Annotated in this window: 14 protein-coding genes; 2 read left to right on the top strand and 12 right to left on the bottom strand. The window is 68.3% G+C overall.

Annotation, left to right across the window (positions count from 1 at the left end; genetic code table 11):
* Positions 1–86: 86 nt before the first annotated feature.
* From AE618_RS25630 to AE618_RS25575, 12 genes are all read right to left on the bottom strand, one after another.
* Positions 87–1,259 (bottom strand): acyl-CoA dehydrogenase family protein, encoded by a 1,173-nt coding sequence (locus tag AE618_RS25630; RefSeq protein ID WP_054211902.1) that lies wholly within the window; start codon positions 1,257–1,259, stop codon positions 87–89.
* Positions 1,256–2,497 (bottom strand): dihydrolipoamide acetyltransferase family protein, encoded by a 1,242-nt coding sequence (locus AE618_RS25625; protein WP_054211901.1) that lies wholly within the window; start codon positions 2,495–2,497, stop codon positions 1,256–1,258. Before AE618_RS25625 ends, AE618_RS25630 begins: the two co-directional genes overlap by 4 nt.
* Position 2,498: 1 nt before the next feature.
* A complete protein-coding gene (locus AE618_RS25620) occupies positions 2,499–3,299 on the bottom strand; it encodes an enoyl-CoA hydratase/isomerase family protein (RefSeq protein WP_054211900.1) in 801 nt (266 codons plus the stop codon).
* Between the two features lie 11 nt (positions 3,300–3,310).
* Positions 3,311–4,285: an alpha-ketoacid dehydrogenase subunit beta gene (locus tag AE618_RS25615; RefSeq protein WP_054211899.1), complete on the bottom strand. Its 975-nt coding sequence runs from the start codon at positions 4,283–4,285 to the stop codon at positions 3,311–3,313.
* Positions 4,285–5,310, bottom strand: a complete 1,026-nt coding sequence (locus AE618_RS25610) for a thiamine pyrophosphate-dependent dehydrogenase E1 component subunit alpha (protein ID WP_054211898.1) — start codon at positions 5,308–5,310, stop codon at positions 4,285–4,287. The genes AE618_RS25615 and AE618_RS25610 overlap by 1 nt, the downstream gene beginning before the upstream one ends.
* A 111-nt stretch (positions 5,311–5,421) precedes the next feature.
* Entirely contained in the window at positions 5,422–6,780 is a 1,359-nt protein-coding gene (locus AE618_RS25605) for an MmgE/PrpD family protein (protein ID WP_054211897.1), read from the bottom strand.
* Positions 6,781–6,815: 35 nt separating this feature from the next.
* Positions 6,816–7,547, bottom strand: coding sequence for an ABC transporter ATP-binding protein (locus AE618_RS25600; protein ID WP_054211896.1), 732 nt, complete (start codon positions 7,545–7,547; stop codon positions 6,816–6,818).
* Positions 7,544–8,296, bottom strand: coding sequence for an ABC transporter ATP-binding protein (locus AE618_RS25595; RefSeq protein WP_054211895.1), 753 nt, complete (start codon positions 8,294–8,296; stop codon positions 7,544–7,546). The genes AE618_RS25600 and AE618_RS25595 overlap by 4 nt, the downstream gene beginning before the upstream one ends.
* Complete coding sequence (locus AE618_RS25590; RefSeq protein WP_054211894.1) at positions 8,289–9,077, bottom strand: SDR family NAD(P)-dependent oxidoreductase; 789 nt, start codon at positions 9,075–9,077, stop codon at positions 8,289–8,291. The genes AE618_RS25595 and AE618_RS25590 overlap by 8 nt, the downstream gene beginning before the upstream one ends.
* Positions 9,074–10,102 carry a branched-chain amino acid ABC transporter permease gene (locus tag AE618_RS25585; protein ID WP_082365583.1) on the bottom strand — a complete coding sequence of 343 codons (1,029 nt, stop codon included), beginning with the start codon at positions 10,100–10,102 and terminating at the stop codon, positions 9,074–9,076. Before AE618_RS25585 ends, AE618_RS25590 begins: the two co-directional genes overlap by 4 nt.
* 1 nt (position 10,103) lies before the next feature.
* The gene (locus AE618_RS25580) at positions 10,104–11,006 is read right to left on the bottom strand and encodes a branched-chain amino acid ABC transporter permease (protein ID WP_054211893.1); all 903 of its coding nucleotides are present in this window, start codon (positions 11,004–11,006) and stop codon (positions 10,104–10,106) included.
* Between the two features lie 99 nt (positions 11,007–11,105).
* A complete protein-coding gene (locus AE618_RS25575) occupies positions 11,106–12,365 on the bottom strand; it encodes an ABC transporter substrate-binding protein (protein ID WP_054211892.1) in 1,260 nt (419 codons plus the stop codon).
* 223 nt (positions 12,366–12,588) lie between these two features.
* On the opposite strand from AE618_RS25575, the gene AE618_RS25570 reads away from it, so the two are divergent.
* Together AE618_RS25570 and AE618_RS25565 are read left to right on the top strand one after the other, a co-directional pair.
* Positions 12,589–14,079 (top strand): AMP-binding protein, encoded by a 1,491-nt coding sequence (locus tag AE618_RS25570; RefSeq protein WP_054211891.1) that lies wholly within the window; start codon positions 12,589–12,591, stop codon positions 14,077–14,079.
* Between the two features lie 36 nt (positions 14,080–14,115).
* On the top strand, positions 14,116–14,772 hold the full coding sequence (locus tag AE618_RS25565; RefSeq protein WP_054211890.1) for a TetR/AcrR family transcriptional regulator: 657 nt from the start codon (positions 14,116–14,118) through the stop codon (positions 14,770–14,772).
* Positions 14,773–14,924 lie beyond the last annotated feature (152 nt).

Below are 14,924 nucleotides of genomic sequence, written 5' to 3'. Positions count from 1 at the left end.
CCTGACCAATCCGCGCGGCGTCAGCGGCTGCAGCCGCATCGGCAGGGCGGGCTTCCGTGCCGATTTCGATCGTAACGGCTGCCATATCAGTAGGACCGGGGCAGGCCGAGATCGTGCTGGGCGACGTAGTTCAGGATCATCTCCTCGGAGACGGGAGCGACCCTGAACAGGCGAGCGTCGCGCCACAGCCTCTCGACATGGTATTCCTTGGCGTAGCCCATGCCGCCGAGCGTCTGGATGGCGCGGTCGGTGGCGAGGCCAGCGGCATGGCCGGCGAGATATTTGGCCATGTTGGCCTCGGAGCCGTAGGGCTTGCCCTGGTCATAGAGCGTGGCCGCCTTGTGGTTCATCAGCCGCGCGCATTCGAGCTGGATCTGCGCCTCCGCCAGCGGAAACTGGATGCTCTGATAGGAGCCGATCGGCGCGTTGTTGAAGACCTTGCGCTCGCGGGCGTAGTCGACGGCGAGCCTGATCGCGAGCTGCGCAGTCGCGACGAGGCCGGCCGTGGTGACGATGCGCTCGGTGTTCAGCACGTCGAGCAGCTCGCGGAAGCCGCCATCGAGCGTGCCGACGAGTTCGTGCGGCTCGACCCGGACATCCTCGAAGAAGACGGAGCTCGACGGCAGCGTGCTGGTGCCGACCTTGTCGATCGCCTGGTGGCTCAGGCCGTCGCGGGCGACATCGATCAGGAAGAGGCTGATGCCATCGGTCTTGCGGCTGATCTCCTCGAGCTTCTTGGTCCGGGCGACGACGAGGATCTTCGTCGCCTGCGGGACCGCGGTGATCCAGATCTTCTGGCCGTTGATCCGCCAGCCATCGCCATCGGCCCTGGCGAAGGTCTTCATCGCCAGCGTGTTGGTTCCCGCGTCCGGCTCCGTCAGCGCCATGGCGAACATCGCCTTGCCGGCGACGAGGTCGGGCAGCAATTCGCGCTTCATCGCCTGCGTGCCGAAGGTACTGATGGTGACGCCGCCGAAGACGGGATTGCACATGAACATCTGGCTCAGCGTCGAGCCGCCGCCGGCGGCGCAGAGCGCCTCGATCGCCATCGCCATCTCGGTCATGCCGAGGCCGGCGCCACCATATTCCTCCGGAACCGCGATGCCGCAGAGGCCGGCCTCGCAGATCTCCTGCCAGATTGCGGACGGAAAGGCCTTCCGGGCATCGAGATCGCGCCAGTAGTCGAGGCCGAATTTTTCGCCCACGCGCCGCGCCGTGTCGGCGAGCATGGTCTGCTCGTCGCTGCGGTCGAAATTCATGTCGGTCTCCCTTCGGTCGCAGGCTGGCGCAGCAGCGGCAACGGGTGTTCGAGCGTCTTGACGACGAGGTCGAGGAACTGGGCGGCGCGCACGCCGTCGATGACGCGATGGTCGCAGGACAGGACCAGCCCGAGCTCCTGCCGCAGCTGCGGCCGGCCCTGCGCATCGGGGCGGAAGACCGGCTTGGTCGCGGCCACGCCGAGGATCGCGGATTGGCCGGGGTTGATGATCGAGACGAGATGAGATGCGCCATACATGCCGATATTGGAGACGCTGATCGCGCCGCCCGCGCAGTCGGCTGCCGTCAGCCGGCCGTCGCGCGCCCTGGTGACGATGTCGGCGCAGGCTTCCGCGACCGCGTCCAGATGATGGGCGCCGGCATCGCGCAGGACCGGCACCATCAGGCCGCGCGGGCTGTCCACCGCCAGCCCGACATCGCTGCCGTCCAGCGTGACGATGTCGCCCTCGTCCCAGATCGCGTTGAGCTGCGGCAGGGCCAGGAGCGCACGCCCGACCGCCGCCACGATGACATGGGTGATGCTGAGGCGCAGGCGGCCGCCCGAGCCGTTCAGCTCCTCGCGCATTGCGAGGAGGCTGGTGATGTCGGCCTCGGCCAGCACGTAGAAATGCGGGATCGTCTGCTTGGCCAGCGAGAGCCGCCGCGCCACGACCTGCTCAACCGCCGTCGCAGGGCGGCGCCGGCCGCCCGCCGTCCGGATCGGTGTGGGGCCGGGGGCAGGCGCGGCGGCCAGCGCCGCCTCGACATCCTTCAGCTTGATGCGGCCCTGCGGCCCCGAGCCGGAGAGCTGGTCGAGCGCGATCCCGTTCTGCCGGGCGACGCGGCGGGCCAACGGCGTGGCGACGATGCGCCCCCCCGCATCGGCCCTGGCGGGCGAGGCCTGCCGGGGCACGGCAGCGGCGGGAGGCTGTGGTGTCGGCGCTTCGGCGGCCGGGCTGGAATTCGGCCCTGTGCCCGCGCCGGCAAGCGCGGCGTCTCCATCCGCCCAGGTCGCGAGCGCGGCTCCGACCGGCACCGTCTCGCCTTCGGCGACGAGGATGTCCCCGATACGGCCGGGATGCTGGGCCTCGATCTCGGTCGCGATCTTCTCGGTCTCGATGACGAAGAGGATGTCGCCGGTCGCGACCGTATCGCCCGCTCCGACTCGCCACTCGGCAAGCAGGCCCTCAGTCATGGTCAGACCGAGCTTGGGCATGACGATGGCGGCGGGCGTGGCCATCTCAGGCGCCCTTGAACTGGGCGGGGCGCTTCTGGAGGAAGGCCTTGCAACCCTCATGCGCATCCTGCGTGTCGAGCACGAGGCCAATCATCGCCTGCTCGTGGCGCAGCGAGGAGGGCAGCGGCATGTCGAGACCGTCGCTCATCGTCCGCTTGAGCAGCTTCAGCACCAGCGGCGACTTGGCGGCGATCGTTTCGGCCAAAGCGAGCGCCTGCGGCAGCGCCTCGGCGTCGGGTACGACGCGGTTGATCAGGCCGAGCTTTTCGGCTTCCGTCGCGTCGATGCGCGCGCCGGTGAACATCAGCTCCTTGGCCTTGCAGAGCGGAATCTGACGGATCAGTCGCTGCGAGCCGCCCGCGCCCGGGAAGAGGCCGAGATTGATCTCCGGCAGGCCGAACTTGGCCGAGGCGGCGGCGATGCGGATGTCGATGCAGAGCAGCAGTTCGGTGCCGCCACCCAGCGCCCAGCCGTTGACGGCGGCGATGGTCGGCTTGTCCAGCGTCTCGATCCGGCGGAAGACCGCGTGCAGCCGCTCGCCGAGTTCGAGATAGTGCGGCAGGCCCTGCCGGCTGTCGAGATCGGCGATATCGCCGCCCGCGACGAAGGCACGCTCGCCCGCGCCGGTGAAGACGACGACCCGCACGGCCTCATCCGAAGCCGCGCGCGCCACCGCCTCGTCTAGGGCCGCGAGCGTCGCCATGTCGAGGGCGTTGAGCGTCGAAGGGCGGTTGATCGTAATCAGCGCCACGGCATTGCGGCGCTCATAGAGGATGGCGTCCGACGTTCCGGTTTTTTCAGACATGGCGGGTTCCTTCAGGCCAGAGTGCGGCGCACGGCGGCGGCGACGCGCTCCGGGGAGGGGAGGTAGGCCGTCTCCAGCCCTTTCGAGAACGGCACCGGCATGAACGGCGCGGCGACGCGCAGGATCGGGCCGTCGAGCTCGTCGAAGCCGATATCGGCCATGCGGGCGACGATCTCGGCGCCGACACCGAAGGCCTCGACGGCTTCGTGCACGACGACGAGATGGTGCGTGCGCGAGAGCGAGGCCAGCACGGTCGCTTCGTCCCAGGGCTGGATGCTGCGCAGATCGACGACCTCCGCCTCGATGCCCTCCTCGGCCAGTTGCGTCGCGGCTGTGAGCGCGGTGTGGACCGCCGCGCCATAGGCGACGATGGAGACGTCGCGGCCCTCGCGCAGGATGCCGGCCTGTCCGAGCGGGATCACCGGCAGATCGTCGGGCACCTCGCCCTTCATCGCGTAGAGCGCCTTGTGCTCGATGAAGACGACCGGGTCCGGATCTGCGATCGCGGCGCGCAGCAGGCCATAGGCGCTGGCCGGGTCCGAGGGGCAGACCACCTTCAGCCCCGGCACATGCGCGAACCAGGCCTCGAGGCATTGCGAATGCTGCGGGCCGGCGCCGAGACCGCCGCCATGGGGGGTGCGCAGCACCATCGGCACGGAGCGCTGGCCGCCGAACATGAAGCGGGCCTTGGCCGCCTGGTTCACCAGCGCGTCCATCACCAGCGTGGTGAAGTCCATGAACATGATCTCGGCGACCGGCCGCAGGCCGCTCAACGCGGCGCCGACGGCGGCACCCGCCAGCGCGGCTTCCGAAATCGGCGTGTCGATTACCCGCTCGGCACCGAAGCGCTCGCGCAGGCCACGGCTGGCGCCGAAAGCGCCGCCGGCCTCCGCGACGTCCTCGCCGATCAGGATCACGCTCGGATCGGCGGCCATCGCGTCGGAAAGCGCTTGGTTGATCGCCCGCAGATAGCGCATCTCGGCCATCAGACGCCTCCCTGCCTGGCTGGCTGCCGGATCTGGGCACCGGTGTAGACATCCGCCATCGCCGCCTCGAACAGGGGCGCGGGCGCGGCGCGGGCCGCTGCGACCGCCGCCTCGATCCTTGCCGCGATCTCGGTCGTGATGTCTGACAGGGCGGCCTCGCCCACGCCCATCGCCGTGAGCTGGCCGGCGGCAATGCCCAGCGGATCGCGTTCGCTGAGCGCGGCCAATTCGTCCGGGTCGCGGTATTTCTGGGCGTCGCCCTCAAAATGCCCGCGGACCCGCGTGGTCAGGCATTCAAGGATGCGCGGACCCTCGCTTCGCACCTCGGCAACGATGTGCGCCGCATGCGCGGCGACGACCGCGACGTCGTTGCCGTCGATCGCGACATGGGGGATGCCATAGGCGGCGGCGAGCCCCTCCAGCGAGAAGGAGAGCTGCCTCGAGGTCGGCAGGAACTCGCCCCAGCCATTGTTCTCGCAGACGAACAGCAGCGGCAGCTTCCACAGCGCCGCCATGTTCAGGCACTCATGCATCAGCCCTTCGGCCAGCGCGCCGTCCCCGAAGAAGGCGACCGCGATCGCGTCGTTCTTCAGCGTCCTGTGCGCCAGCGCGCTGCCGAGCGCGATCGAGAGCCCGGCCCCGACGATGCCGTTGGCGCCGAGCATGCCGACTGACATGTCAGCGACATGCATCGAGCCGCCGCGGCCACGGCAGAGCCCGGTGTCGCGCGCCAGCAACTCGGCGAAGAAGCCGTCCAGCGAGAGCCCCTTGGCGATGGCGTGGCCATGGCCGCGATGCGTCGAGGCAATGGTGTCCTCGGGCGTCAGCGCCGCCATGACGCCGGCCGAGACGGCCTCCTGCCCGATGCTCAGATGGATGAAGCCCGGCACCTCGCCATCGGCGAACATCGTGCTCAGCCGCTCCTCGCAGCGCCGGATCAGCACCAGCGAGCGATAGAGCGCGAGCAGCTCCGCTGCGGCGTTGTGCCCGGTGCCGGCCGCGGCCGACGTCGTTGGCTCACTCATGAGGCTCTCGATTCCACGCGACGGAACTACCATGATATGAGTAATGAGTCATAATTCATTTTTATGCAAAGAGAGATCGTCGTCACAGGGCGGGTTTGATCCTGCGACCGCCTAGGCCGCGACGCGGCGCGGCTCTATCGCCGTGAACAGCCCGACGACATCCTCGATCCTGCCGTTCGGCAGGGCATCGACGACACGCTCGATCCGCTCGAACAGCCCTTGCTCCAGCCCTTGCTCCGCACCCGTCCGGGTCAGGAGTTCGCGCAGCGTCGCGCGGTCGAAGGCGTAGTCGGCCGGGGTCATCCTCTGCTCGTGGAGATGCGTCGCACCGTCGGCCGTATCCGCCTCGATGACGGCGCTCAGGACCGGCACGCCCGGGTCGGTCACCAGCGTCGTCCTCGCGACCAGTCCGTTCACGGCGGCGTCGTCATAGGTCGTCATGTGCCGCATGCTCGGGACGCCATGGACGAGCGTCGTCGCGATGCAGAACGGTATGCTCATCAGCGTACCGGAGATCGAGCTGAACGGGCCGGCTGCGTCCATGCCGGCATAGCCGGTCTCGTAGGGGTTCATCCGCACCCTGACGGCCGCGATCTCCCGGCCGGCGAGCGTCTCGCGGAGCGCCAATGCGCCTGTCACGGGCGTCTGGTTGAAGGCGCAGACGGGGTAGGGCTTGAAGGTGACGCGCAAGATCGACCAGTCGCGGCCGAGGCGGGAGGCGAGATCGGCCGGGGCTTCGGTGCCGGCAAAACAGCGGATGAAGCCGGCGCGGCCCTCGAAGGCGTGGGGCGCCGAGACCGAGCCCGCGGCCGCGAGTTCCGCGGCGGCCAGCCCGTTGCGGGCGACGACCCCGACCTGATAGCGCCACTCGTCGGTGCCGTCGGCGAAGGGCTGCAGGACGCCGCCGGTGAGCGAGACGGCATTGGCGAGGGCAGCTGCTAGACGATCCTCGTTCAGCTCCATCAATCGGCTTGCCGCCGCCGCTGCCGCGACGCAACCATAGACGGCCGAGGACCGGAAGCCGGCCGGTGTCGTGCGGCTCGCGAAGGCGTTCTCGAAGAGTCCGCCGGTCTCGTAGCCGGCGACCAGAGCCGGGATCAGCCGCGACAGCGGGTAGCCGCGCGCCTCCGTCATCGCCAGCAGCATCGGGATCAGGATGGTGCCGAAATGCGCGGCGCCGCAGGTGTCCTCCTGGGCGCGCCCATGGAACAGCGCGCTGTTGGCGAGACAGGCCGCGCCAATGGTGCTGCGCCGGCCGTCGCCGAACAGCGTCGCCCCGTTTTGAACCTCGCCGTCCAGCGCGATCGCCGCCCTGCGCGCGACCGGGGCGTAAGGCGTGTCGAAACCGTTGACGGCCATGCCCAGCGCGTTGACGAGGCAGGCGCGCGCCTTGGCCGTGACCTCGGCCGGCAGGCTCTGCGCCTCGATGCCGGCGACGAAGCGGGCGATATCCTGGGTCAGTGTCGGCATGGCCGGTCTCCCTGGCAAAATCCGGGTGCGGGACGTCAGAGCGCGAGGTAGCGCTGGCGGACGTCGTCATTGGCCTTGAGCTCCGCGATCGTGCCGCGGAAGACGATCTGGCCCTTGTCGATTACGGTCGCATCGCTGGCGAGGCCGAGGCAGAAATGCATGTTCTGCTCGGCGATCAGGATGGTCACCCTGGTCTCGCGCAGGGTCCGGACCAGCGTGCCGATGCGCTGGACGATGATCGGGGCGAGACCCTCGCTCGGCTCGTCGAGCAGCAGGACCGAGGGGTTCCCCATCAGCATGCGCGCGATCGCGAGCATCTGCTGCTCGCCGCCCGAGAGCCGCCCCGCCATGCGCTGGCGCAGCGGCGTCAGCAGCGGAAAGACCTCGTAGATGCGCTCCAGGCTCCATTCGTCGCGGCCGTCGGGGCCGGGCTTCCGGGCGATCAGCAGATTGTCCTCGACGCTGTGCTCAGGAAAGACCTGCCGGTCCTCGGGCACGAAGCCGAGGCCGGCGCGCGCCATCTCATAGGGCTTCTGCCGCGTCCGGTCCTGGCCGAACAACCTCACCGCGCCGCGCTTTGGCGGAGCGAGACCGGCGATCGCCTTCATCGTCGTGCTCTTGCCGGCGCCGTTGCGGCCGAGCAGAGCCATGGTCTGGCCTTCCTGGACCGCGAATTCGACGCCGAACAGGATCTGGCTCGCGCCGTAGAAGACGTCGATGCCGGCGACCTCGATGACGGCAGGCCTGACGAGGGAATCTGCGCTCATGCCGCGGCCTCGTGCTCGGTGCCGAGATAGGCTTCGATCACGGCGGGGTTGGTGCGGATCTCCTGCGGCGAGCCCTGCGCCAGCACCCGGCCATAGCTGAGCACGCGGATCGAGGGCGCGATCTTGAAGACGATGTCCATGTCGTGCTCGATGAAGACGACGGTGATCTTCTGGCGCTCCCAGAGTTCGCGCACCTTCTCGATCACGCGCCAGCGCTCCTCCGGCCCCATGCCCGCCGTCGGCTCGTCGAGCAGCAGGACCTTCGGCTCCAGCACCAGCGCGAGCGCGATGTCGAGCAGCTTCTGGTCGCCATGCGACAGGTTCGCCGAAAGCGTGTCGCGCTTGGCCGTGAGCCCGACCATCTCGATGCAATGGGCCGCGTGGGAGCGGGTCGAGGCCAGCGGAAAGCGCGAGCCGAGCCGGCTCGCATGGCCATGATGGGCCGAGACCGCCGCCAGCATGGTCTCCTCGACGGTCAGCGACGGAAAGATGCTGGCGACCTGGAAGGCCCGGCCGATGCCGCGGCGCACGATCTCGCCGATGCCCAGCCCGACGATCGACTGGCCGTCGAGCCTGATATCGCCGCTGTCGGGCCGGAAGGCGCCCGAGAGCAGGTTGAAGAAGGTGCTCTTGCCGGCGCCGTTGGGCCCGATGATCGCCGTCAGCGAGCCGGCCTCGAAGGTCATGGTGACATCGTCGGTGGCGCGCACGCCGCCGAAGGATTTCACGAGATTCGTGATCTCAAGCATGGGGGCCGTTCCCGGGATCGCGGAAGCCGCCATAGGTGTGCCAGGAGGTGCCGGCCATCCAGCCGCAATCGACCGGCACGTCGACGCCCGAAAGCGCCGAGGCCTCCGGCGAGGCGACGAAGGCGACGACGCGGGCGATCTCGTCGGGCTCGACGAGGCGACCCATCGGCACGCTGCCGACGAGATTGGTGACGTCGCGCTCGCCCTTGTCGATCGCCTCCTGCAGCGCGGGCGTGCGGGTGAAGCCCGGCGAGACCGAGTTGACGCGCACGCCGGCCGGGCCCCATTCCGCGGCGAGACAGCGGGTGATCGAGATCACGGCCGCCTTCGCCGGGGCATAGGCATGCAACGCCATCGAGCGCGAGCCCGCGATCGAGGCGATGTTGACGATGCTGCCGCTGCGCCGGGGCAGCATCGCCGCGCCGAAGACGACGCAGCCGAGATAGGTGCCGCGCTGGTCGATATGGACGACATGGTCCCAGACCGACATCGGCAGTTCGGTGGGCCGCAATGGCGGCTGCAGCACGCCGGCGCTGTTGACGACGATTCCGACCGGACCGATCCCGGCCTCGATGCGAGCGGCGACGGCCTTGAGGCCGGCCTCGTCGCCGACATCGCCGAACAGCGCGTGGCCGCCGATCTCGGCCGCGACGCTCTCGGCCCGCGCCATGTCGCGGTCGAGGACGACGACCTTGTGGCCGCGCGTCGCTAGTTCACGGCAGCAGGCCGCGCCGATGCCGCTCGCGCCGCCGGTGACGACGGCGATCATCGCCTCGCTCATGTCGCAACCCTTTCCATCTTGTCCGTGCCGGCGATCGTGTTCGGGCCCGGGGGCCTGTCGGCTCCGGCCTGGGCACGGGTCCGGCGCGCCGCGCGCCAGTCCATGACGAAGTCGAGCAGCCCCTTCCGCAGGCCCAGCGCGAAGAGCAGGATCACCGTCCCGAGCACGAGGCCGTGGTGTTCCGCGACGCGCGTGACGAAGTCGTTGAGCAGCAGCAGCAGCACTGTGCCGACCATCGGGCCGAGGAAGGCCACCGTGCCGCCGAGCATGACGATGAACACCGCCTCGCCAGACATCGTCCAGAAGGCGAATTCGGGGTAAGCCCCCGAGACGAACAGGCTCATCAGGACGCCGCCCAGGCTGGCGAAGACGCCGGCCAAGACGAAGGCCGTCAGGCGCGTGCGGTAGACATCGATGCCGAGGAAGCCGGCGCGGGCCGGGTTGTCGCGCACCAGGCGCAGCGTATAGCCGAAGGGCGAGGAGACGATGTGGCGCATCGCCATGAGCCCGAGCACGAGCAGGGCGGCGCTGAAGAGATAGAGCTGCTTCTGGTCGGCGAGGTTGATGCCGAGGAAGGAGGGGCGCGGGATGCCGCCGCGCAGGCCCTGGTCGCCGCCGGTGACCGGCACCCAGGCGATGATCATGCTGTGGACCAGCATCTGGAACGCCAGCGTGACGAAGGCGAAATAGATTTCCTTCAGCCTGACGCAGATCGCGCCGACCGCCAGCGCGACGATGGCCGCGACGCCGAGGGTGAGCAGGATCGCGAGCGGAATCGGCATGCCCGTCCGCTGCATGATGATGCCGAAGCTGTAGGCGCCCATGCCGAAGAACAGGCCATGGCCGAAGGAGACCATGCCGCCATAGCCGACCAGCAGGTTCAGCGAGGTCGCGAACAGGCCGAGCGCGGCGCAGCGGATGACGAAGTCGACCAGGGCGCTGCTCGTCGTCAAGAGCGGCAGCGCGGCGAGGATCAGGAAGGCGGCGAGGCCGATCAGGCCGTCGCGGAGGGCAGGGCGCTTCATCTCAGGCAGCCTCGCGTCCGAACAGGCCCGACGGCTTGACGATCAGCACGATCGCCATGGCGAGGTACATCAGCGCCTCCGTGAAGAGCGGGAAGCCGAGCGCGCCGAAGGTCCGGATCAGACCGATCAGCAGCGCCCCGACCAGCGCGCCGAGGATCGAGCCCATGCCGCCGATCACGGTGACGATGAAGCTCTCGATCAGGATCGAGAAGCCCATGCCGGGGGTCAGCGACCGGACCGGGGCAGCGAGCCCGCCCGCCAGCCCCGCCAGCAGGCAGCCGAGCGCGAAGACGCCGGTGAAGAGCAGGCCTGTGTTGATGCCGAGGACCGAGACCATCGCCGGGTTGTGGGCCGCGGCACGGATCGTCTTGCCGAAGCGCGTCCGGGCGATGGCGAGGCCGAGGACGACCGCGATCGACAGCGCCGCGGCGATCAGGAAGAGATAGAAGGGCGGCACGACCCCGCCCATGATGAAGAGCGGCGGCACCCGGAAGGCGTCCGGCATGCCCATCGACTTGAATTCGGGGCCCCAGACGATGCGGACGAGGTCGTCCAGGATCAGCACGAGCGCGTAGCAGACCAGAAGCTGCATCAGGACGTTTCCGCCATAGATGCGCTGCATGAAGCAGCGCTCGACGACGACGCCGAACAGGCAGGCGCCGACGGCCGCGCCGAGCAGCGCCAGCGTGTAGCTGCCGGTCATCTGGAACACGGTCATCGCGAGATAGGCGCCGATCATGTAGAAGGCGCCATGCGTGAAGTTGACGATCTTCATCACGCCGAAGATGAGCGTCAGCCCGACCGCGACGAGGAACAGCAGCATTCCGATGATGAAGCCGCTGGTCGCCTGGGTGACCATGCATGAGGTCGAGGACAGGCATTCCGTCAGGGCGTTGAGATCCATCACGCGCTCGTCAACAGAGGGGCGGTCAGGCCGCGCGCGAACGCGGCCTGTCTTGTCCGGAAGGTGCAGCCGGCGGTCGTGGCCGCCGGGGCCAGGGCCTCAGGTGAAGCCCTTGTCCTTCTTCCACTCGGCTTCGAGTTCGAGGATGCGCTGCCACGGAACGCTCTTCATCTCCGGAACATAGGGCTCCTTGGGGATGGTCGTGCCCCAGCCGACGGCATAGCCGATGATCGTCTGGTCCTCGGCGCGCATCGTCACGGTGCCATCGGCGCCGAGCGGCGAGGCGATCGTCAGGCCGCGCAGCGCGTCGGCCATCTTCTTGCCGTCGGCCGAATTGGCCTTCTTCGCGGCCTCGGCCAGGAAGTTGATGACGAGGCCGTTCTGCCAGGCCCAGTTCGTCGGATACTCGCCGTATTTGGCGCGATAAGCATCGCCCCAGGCCGCATTCTGCGGCGTCGCGGGGAAGGTCTTGATGTAGCGGTTGCCGGAATGGATGCCGGCCGGCAGGTTCTTCACCACCGTCAGGGCGGTGTAGTCGGCCATGTTGACGGCATAGAACTGCATCTGCGTGAACAGCGCATAGATCGCGGCCTGGTCGATGAAGGAGGTCAGGTCGCCGCCCCAGAGGCAGGAGTAGAGCGCCTGCGGCTTGGCCTGCAGCAGCTTGGTGATCGACTCGGTGTAGTCGGGCTGGAAGATCTTCGGCCAGGCCTCGCTGATCACTTCGACCTTCGGCGCGAAGCGCTTCAGATACATCACGAATTCGCCGGTCGTATCGCGCCCGTAGGCATAGTCCGGCGAGCAGGTCGCCCAGCGCGTCAGGTTCTTCGCATTGGCGATCTCGGCCGCGTAGCTGCCGCCGACGACCGAATCGTGGATACCCTGGCGGGCGCAGCGGAAGGCGTTCGGCAGCCGGAGCTTGGGGTCCGCCGTGAGGGAGGAGGTTTCGGAATTGGTGTGGATGCAGAGGATGCCGAGATCGCGCGCGACCTCATGCACGGCGAAGGCGCCGGTCGAGGCTTCGGCGTCGATCAGCATCTCGCAGCCGTCGGAGTTGACCAGCTCGCGGGCGACGCGCGCCGCCTCCTGCGGCTGGCCCTTGGTGTCGCGGATGACCAGTTCGATCGGCCGGCCGGCAAGTCCGCCGGCGGCGTTGACCTTCTCGACCTCCATCTGGGCGGCATTGCGCGACGAGGTGCCGAGCTGCGCGACGCGGCCCGACAGGATCGTCGGGAAGCCGACCTTGACGACCTTGGCCTGGGCGCCGGCGACCCACGGCATCGACACCGTGCCGGCTGCGGCCGCGCCTGCGGCGAGGAAACCGCGCCGATTCAGCGCGATCAATGATGGCTTGCTCATGATGCTCTCCCTGCTTCCGCCCTTGCCCTTCCCGTCGTTGCGCGGTGGGCGTGGTTTATCGGGCGCGGCTCTCGCTGCCGGCCCTGTTGCGAGCGATAGTCGTGACGACGGGTGGTGACGTCAAGCGAAAAATGAATTACGAGTCATGAACCAGAAAATGATTTGACCGGCCGCTGCGAGGGGCCGGCGCCAGGGTGGAAGTCGGGGCGGGCGGCAGACGGGAATGATCAATCTTTCGAGCTTCATCGACTTTCACGCCGGCCGTACGCCCGAGCGCCTCGCGATCGTCTTCAACGAGGCCCGCATCAGCTACGCCACGCTCGCGCGCCGCGTCGCGATCACCGCCGGCTGGCTGACGGAGCGCGGCATCGGCGCGGGCGACGTCGTCGCGGTGCTGATGAAGAACAGCGCGGCCTTCGTCGAGATCGCCATCGCGGTCGGGCATGTCGGGGCGGTGTTCCTGCCGATCAACTTCCGGCTCTCGGCCGACGAGGTGCGCTATATCGTCGAGGATGCGGGCGCGAAGCTGCTGATCGCGGATGAGGAGCTCGCAGCCGCCGCCGCGCTGGCAGGGGCCGTCCTGCTGCTCGACGCTGCGGCCCAGGCCGACAGCACACGGGCGGGGCCCTCCGCCACCCCGGCACCGCGCGTGGTGCGCAAGCCCGGCGACCTGTTCCGCCTGATGTACACCTCCGGCACCACCGACCGGCCCAAAGGGGTGATGCACAGCTACGAGAACTTCTACTGGAAGTGCAGCGACCATATCCTCGCGCTTGGGCTTGGTGCCGAAAACCGCCTGCTCGTCACCGGCCCGCTCTACCATGTCGGCGCCTTCGACCTGCCGGGCCTGGCGGTTTTGTGGATGGGCGGCATGCTCTGCATCCAGCGCGATTTCTCGGCGGAGGCTGCGCTGGCGGCGATCGCGCGCGAGCAGCTCGACAGCGCCTGGCTCGCGCCGGTGATGACCAGCGCGATGCTGGCCGCGGCGCCCGCGAGCGGGCTCGACCTGAGCAGCCTGCGCTGGGTCATCGGCGGCGGCGAGCGGACGCCTGAGGCGCGCATCCGCAGCTTCACGGCGAGCTTCCCGAATGCACGCTACATCGACGCCTATGGCCTGACCGAGACCTGCAGCGGCGACACATTGATGGAGGCAGGGCGCGAGATCGAGAAGATCGGCTCCGTCGGGCGGGCGCTGGCGCATGTCGAGATCGCGATCCGCGACGAGCAGGGGCGGGCGCTGCCGGCAGGCGAGACCGGCGAGATCTGCCTGCGCGGGCCCAAGATCACCCGTGGCTACTGGAACGACCCGGCCAAGACCGAGGCCGCCTTCCATGGCGACTGGTTCCGCAGCGGCGATATGGGCTATCTCGACAGGGACGGTTTTCTCTTCCTGACCGACCGGCTCAAGGACATGATCATCTCAGGCGGCGAGAACATCGCCTCGTCCGAGGTCGAGCGCGTGATCTTCGAACTACCGGAGGTGCGGGAGGTCGCGGTCATCGGCGCGCCCGACGAACGCTGGGGCGAGAAGCCGGTGGCCTTCGTCGTGCTGGAGCCGGGCGCCGAATTGTCGCTGGAGACGCTGACCCGCCATTGCCGGGCGAAGCTCGCGGCCTTCAAGGCGCCGCGCGACATTGTCATTCGGGAAAGCCTGCCGCGAAACCCCTCCGGCAAAATCCTGAAAAGGCTTCTCCGCGACGAATTTCGGTCTTAGTTCAAGCAGTCCATCGACAGCGAGCCCGCACCACGCATGGCCACCAGCACCTCCAAGGCAGCGACCGCCAACCGCCCGGCGAAACTGACGCGCAGCGAGAAGAACGACGACGTCAAGCGCCGTCTGTTCGAGGCTGCCGCCAAGATGGTCGGCCGCTACGGCTATGCCGATGCCTCGGTCGCGCGGATCACGGATGCGGCCGGGGTTGCCCAGGGCACCTTCTACAATCATTTCGAGAACCGGCAGGAGCTGCTCGACCAGCTCCTGCCGGTCATCGGCCAGCAGATGGTCGCCTTCATCCGGATGCGGATCGACAAGGCGGATTCGGAGTTCGGCAAGGAGGTGACGCGGTTTCGCGCTTTCTTCGACTTCATCAGGGAGACGCCGGAATTCCTGCGCATCTTGAACGAGGCCGAGGTCTTCGCACCGACAGGCTACCGGCACCATCTCGACAACATCTCAACCGCTTATGTCCGGCTGCTCAAGCGCGCGCGGGGGCCGGGGCAGGTCGGCGACTACACGGACGAGGAACTCGAGGTCATCGTGCATGTGCTGATGGGCGCGCGCGGCTATCTCAGCCGCCGCTACGCTTATGGCGAGGACGGGCCGCAGGCAGTGCCGCAGCATGTCTTCTCCGCCTATGAAAAGCTGATTTCGAGTGGTCTCTTCGATATGGCAAAGGCATCGGGCTGAGTTGCTGAACCTGCTTCGCTTAGCATTAGCAGGCTGAGGAAAAACCGGCTGTTTGCGCTGGATGGTCGGGGTTGAAGTCAGTTTGGGTCGGCTCGGATGGCGGCCCAACGCCTGTCGGCTTTGACCGGGGCGGACTTCGGGCCTGGGTTTTC

The sequence above is a fragment of the Allobosea vaviloviae genome (genome assembly GCF_001298265.1).
GTDB classification, from domain to species: Bacteria; Pseudomonadota; Alphaproteobacteria; order Rhizobiales; family Beijerinckiaceae; genus Allobosea; species Allobosea vaviloviae_B.
The sequence above is the reverse complement of the archived record's forward strand: the minus strand, read 5'-3'. Positions and strand labels throughout refer to the sequence as shown.

What these genes read in the sequence shown, in the direction of transcription:
- AE618_RS25630 (WP_054211902.1), bottom strand. Translation starts at nt 1,259, where the DNA reads ATGAATTTCGACCGCAGCGACGAGCAGACCATGCTCGCCGACACGGCG.
- AE618_RS25625 (WP_054211901.1), bottom strand. Translation starts at nt 2,497, where the DNA reads ATGGCCACGCCCGCCGCCATCGTCATGCCCAAGCTCGGTCTGACCATG.
- AE618_RS25620 (WP_054211900.1), bottom strand. Translation starts at nt 3,299, where the DNA reads ATGTCTGAAAAAACCGGAACGTCGGACGCCATCCTCTATGAGCGCCGC.
- AE618_RS25615 (WP_054211899.1), bottom strand. Translation starts at nt 4,285, where the DNA reads ATGGCCGAGATGCGCTATCTGCGGGCGATCAACCAAGCGCTTTCCGAC.
- AE618_RS25610 (WP_054211898.1), bottom strand. Translation starts at nt 5,310, where the DNA reads ATGAGTGAGCCAACGACGTCGGCCGCGGCCGGCACCGGGCACAACGCC.
- AE618_RS25605 (WP_054211897.1), bottom strand. Translation starts at nt 6,780, where the DNA reads ATGCCGACACTGACCCAGGATATCGCCCGCTTCGTCGCCGGCATCGAG.
- AE618_RS25600 (WP_054211896.1), bottom strand. Translation starts at nt 7,547, where the DNA reads ATGAGCGCAGATTCCCTCGTCAGGCCTGCCGTCATCGAGGTCGCCGGC.
- AE618_RS25595 (WP_054211895.1), bottom strand. Translation starts at nt 8,296, where the DNA reads ATGCTTGAGATCACGAATCTCGTGAAATCCTTCGGCGGCGTGCGCGCC.
- AE618_RS25590 (WP_054211894.1), bottom strand. Translation starts at nt 9,077, where the DNA reads ATGAGCGAGGCGATGATCGCCGTCGTCACCGGCGGCGCGAGCGGCATC.
- AE618_RS25585 (WP_082365583.1), bottom strand. Translation starts at nt 10,102, where the DNA reads ATGAAGCGCCCTGCCCTCCGCGACGGCCTGATCGGCCTCGCCGCCTTC.
- AE618_RS25580 (WP_054211893.1), bottom strand. Translation starts at nt 11,006, where the DNA reads ATGGATCTCAACGCCCTGACGGAATGCCTGTCCTCGACCTCATGCATG.
- AE618_RS25575 (WP_054211892.1), bottom strand. Translation starts at nt 12,365, where the DNA reads ATGAGCAAGCCATCATTGATCGCGCTGAATCGGCGCGGTTTCCTCGCC.
- AE618_RS25570 (WP_054211891.1), top strand. Translation starts at nt 12,589, where the DNA reads ATGATCAATCTTTCGAGCTTCATCGACTTTCACGCCGGCCGTACGCCC.
- AE618_RS25565 (WP_054211890.1), top strand. Translation starts at nt 14,116, where the DNA reads ATGGCCACCAGCACCTCCAAGGCAGCGACCGCCAACCGCCCGGCGAAA.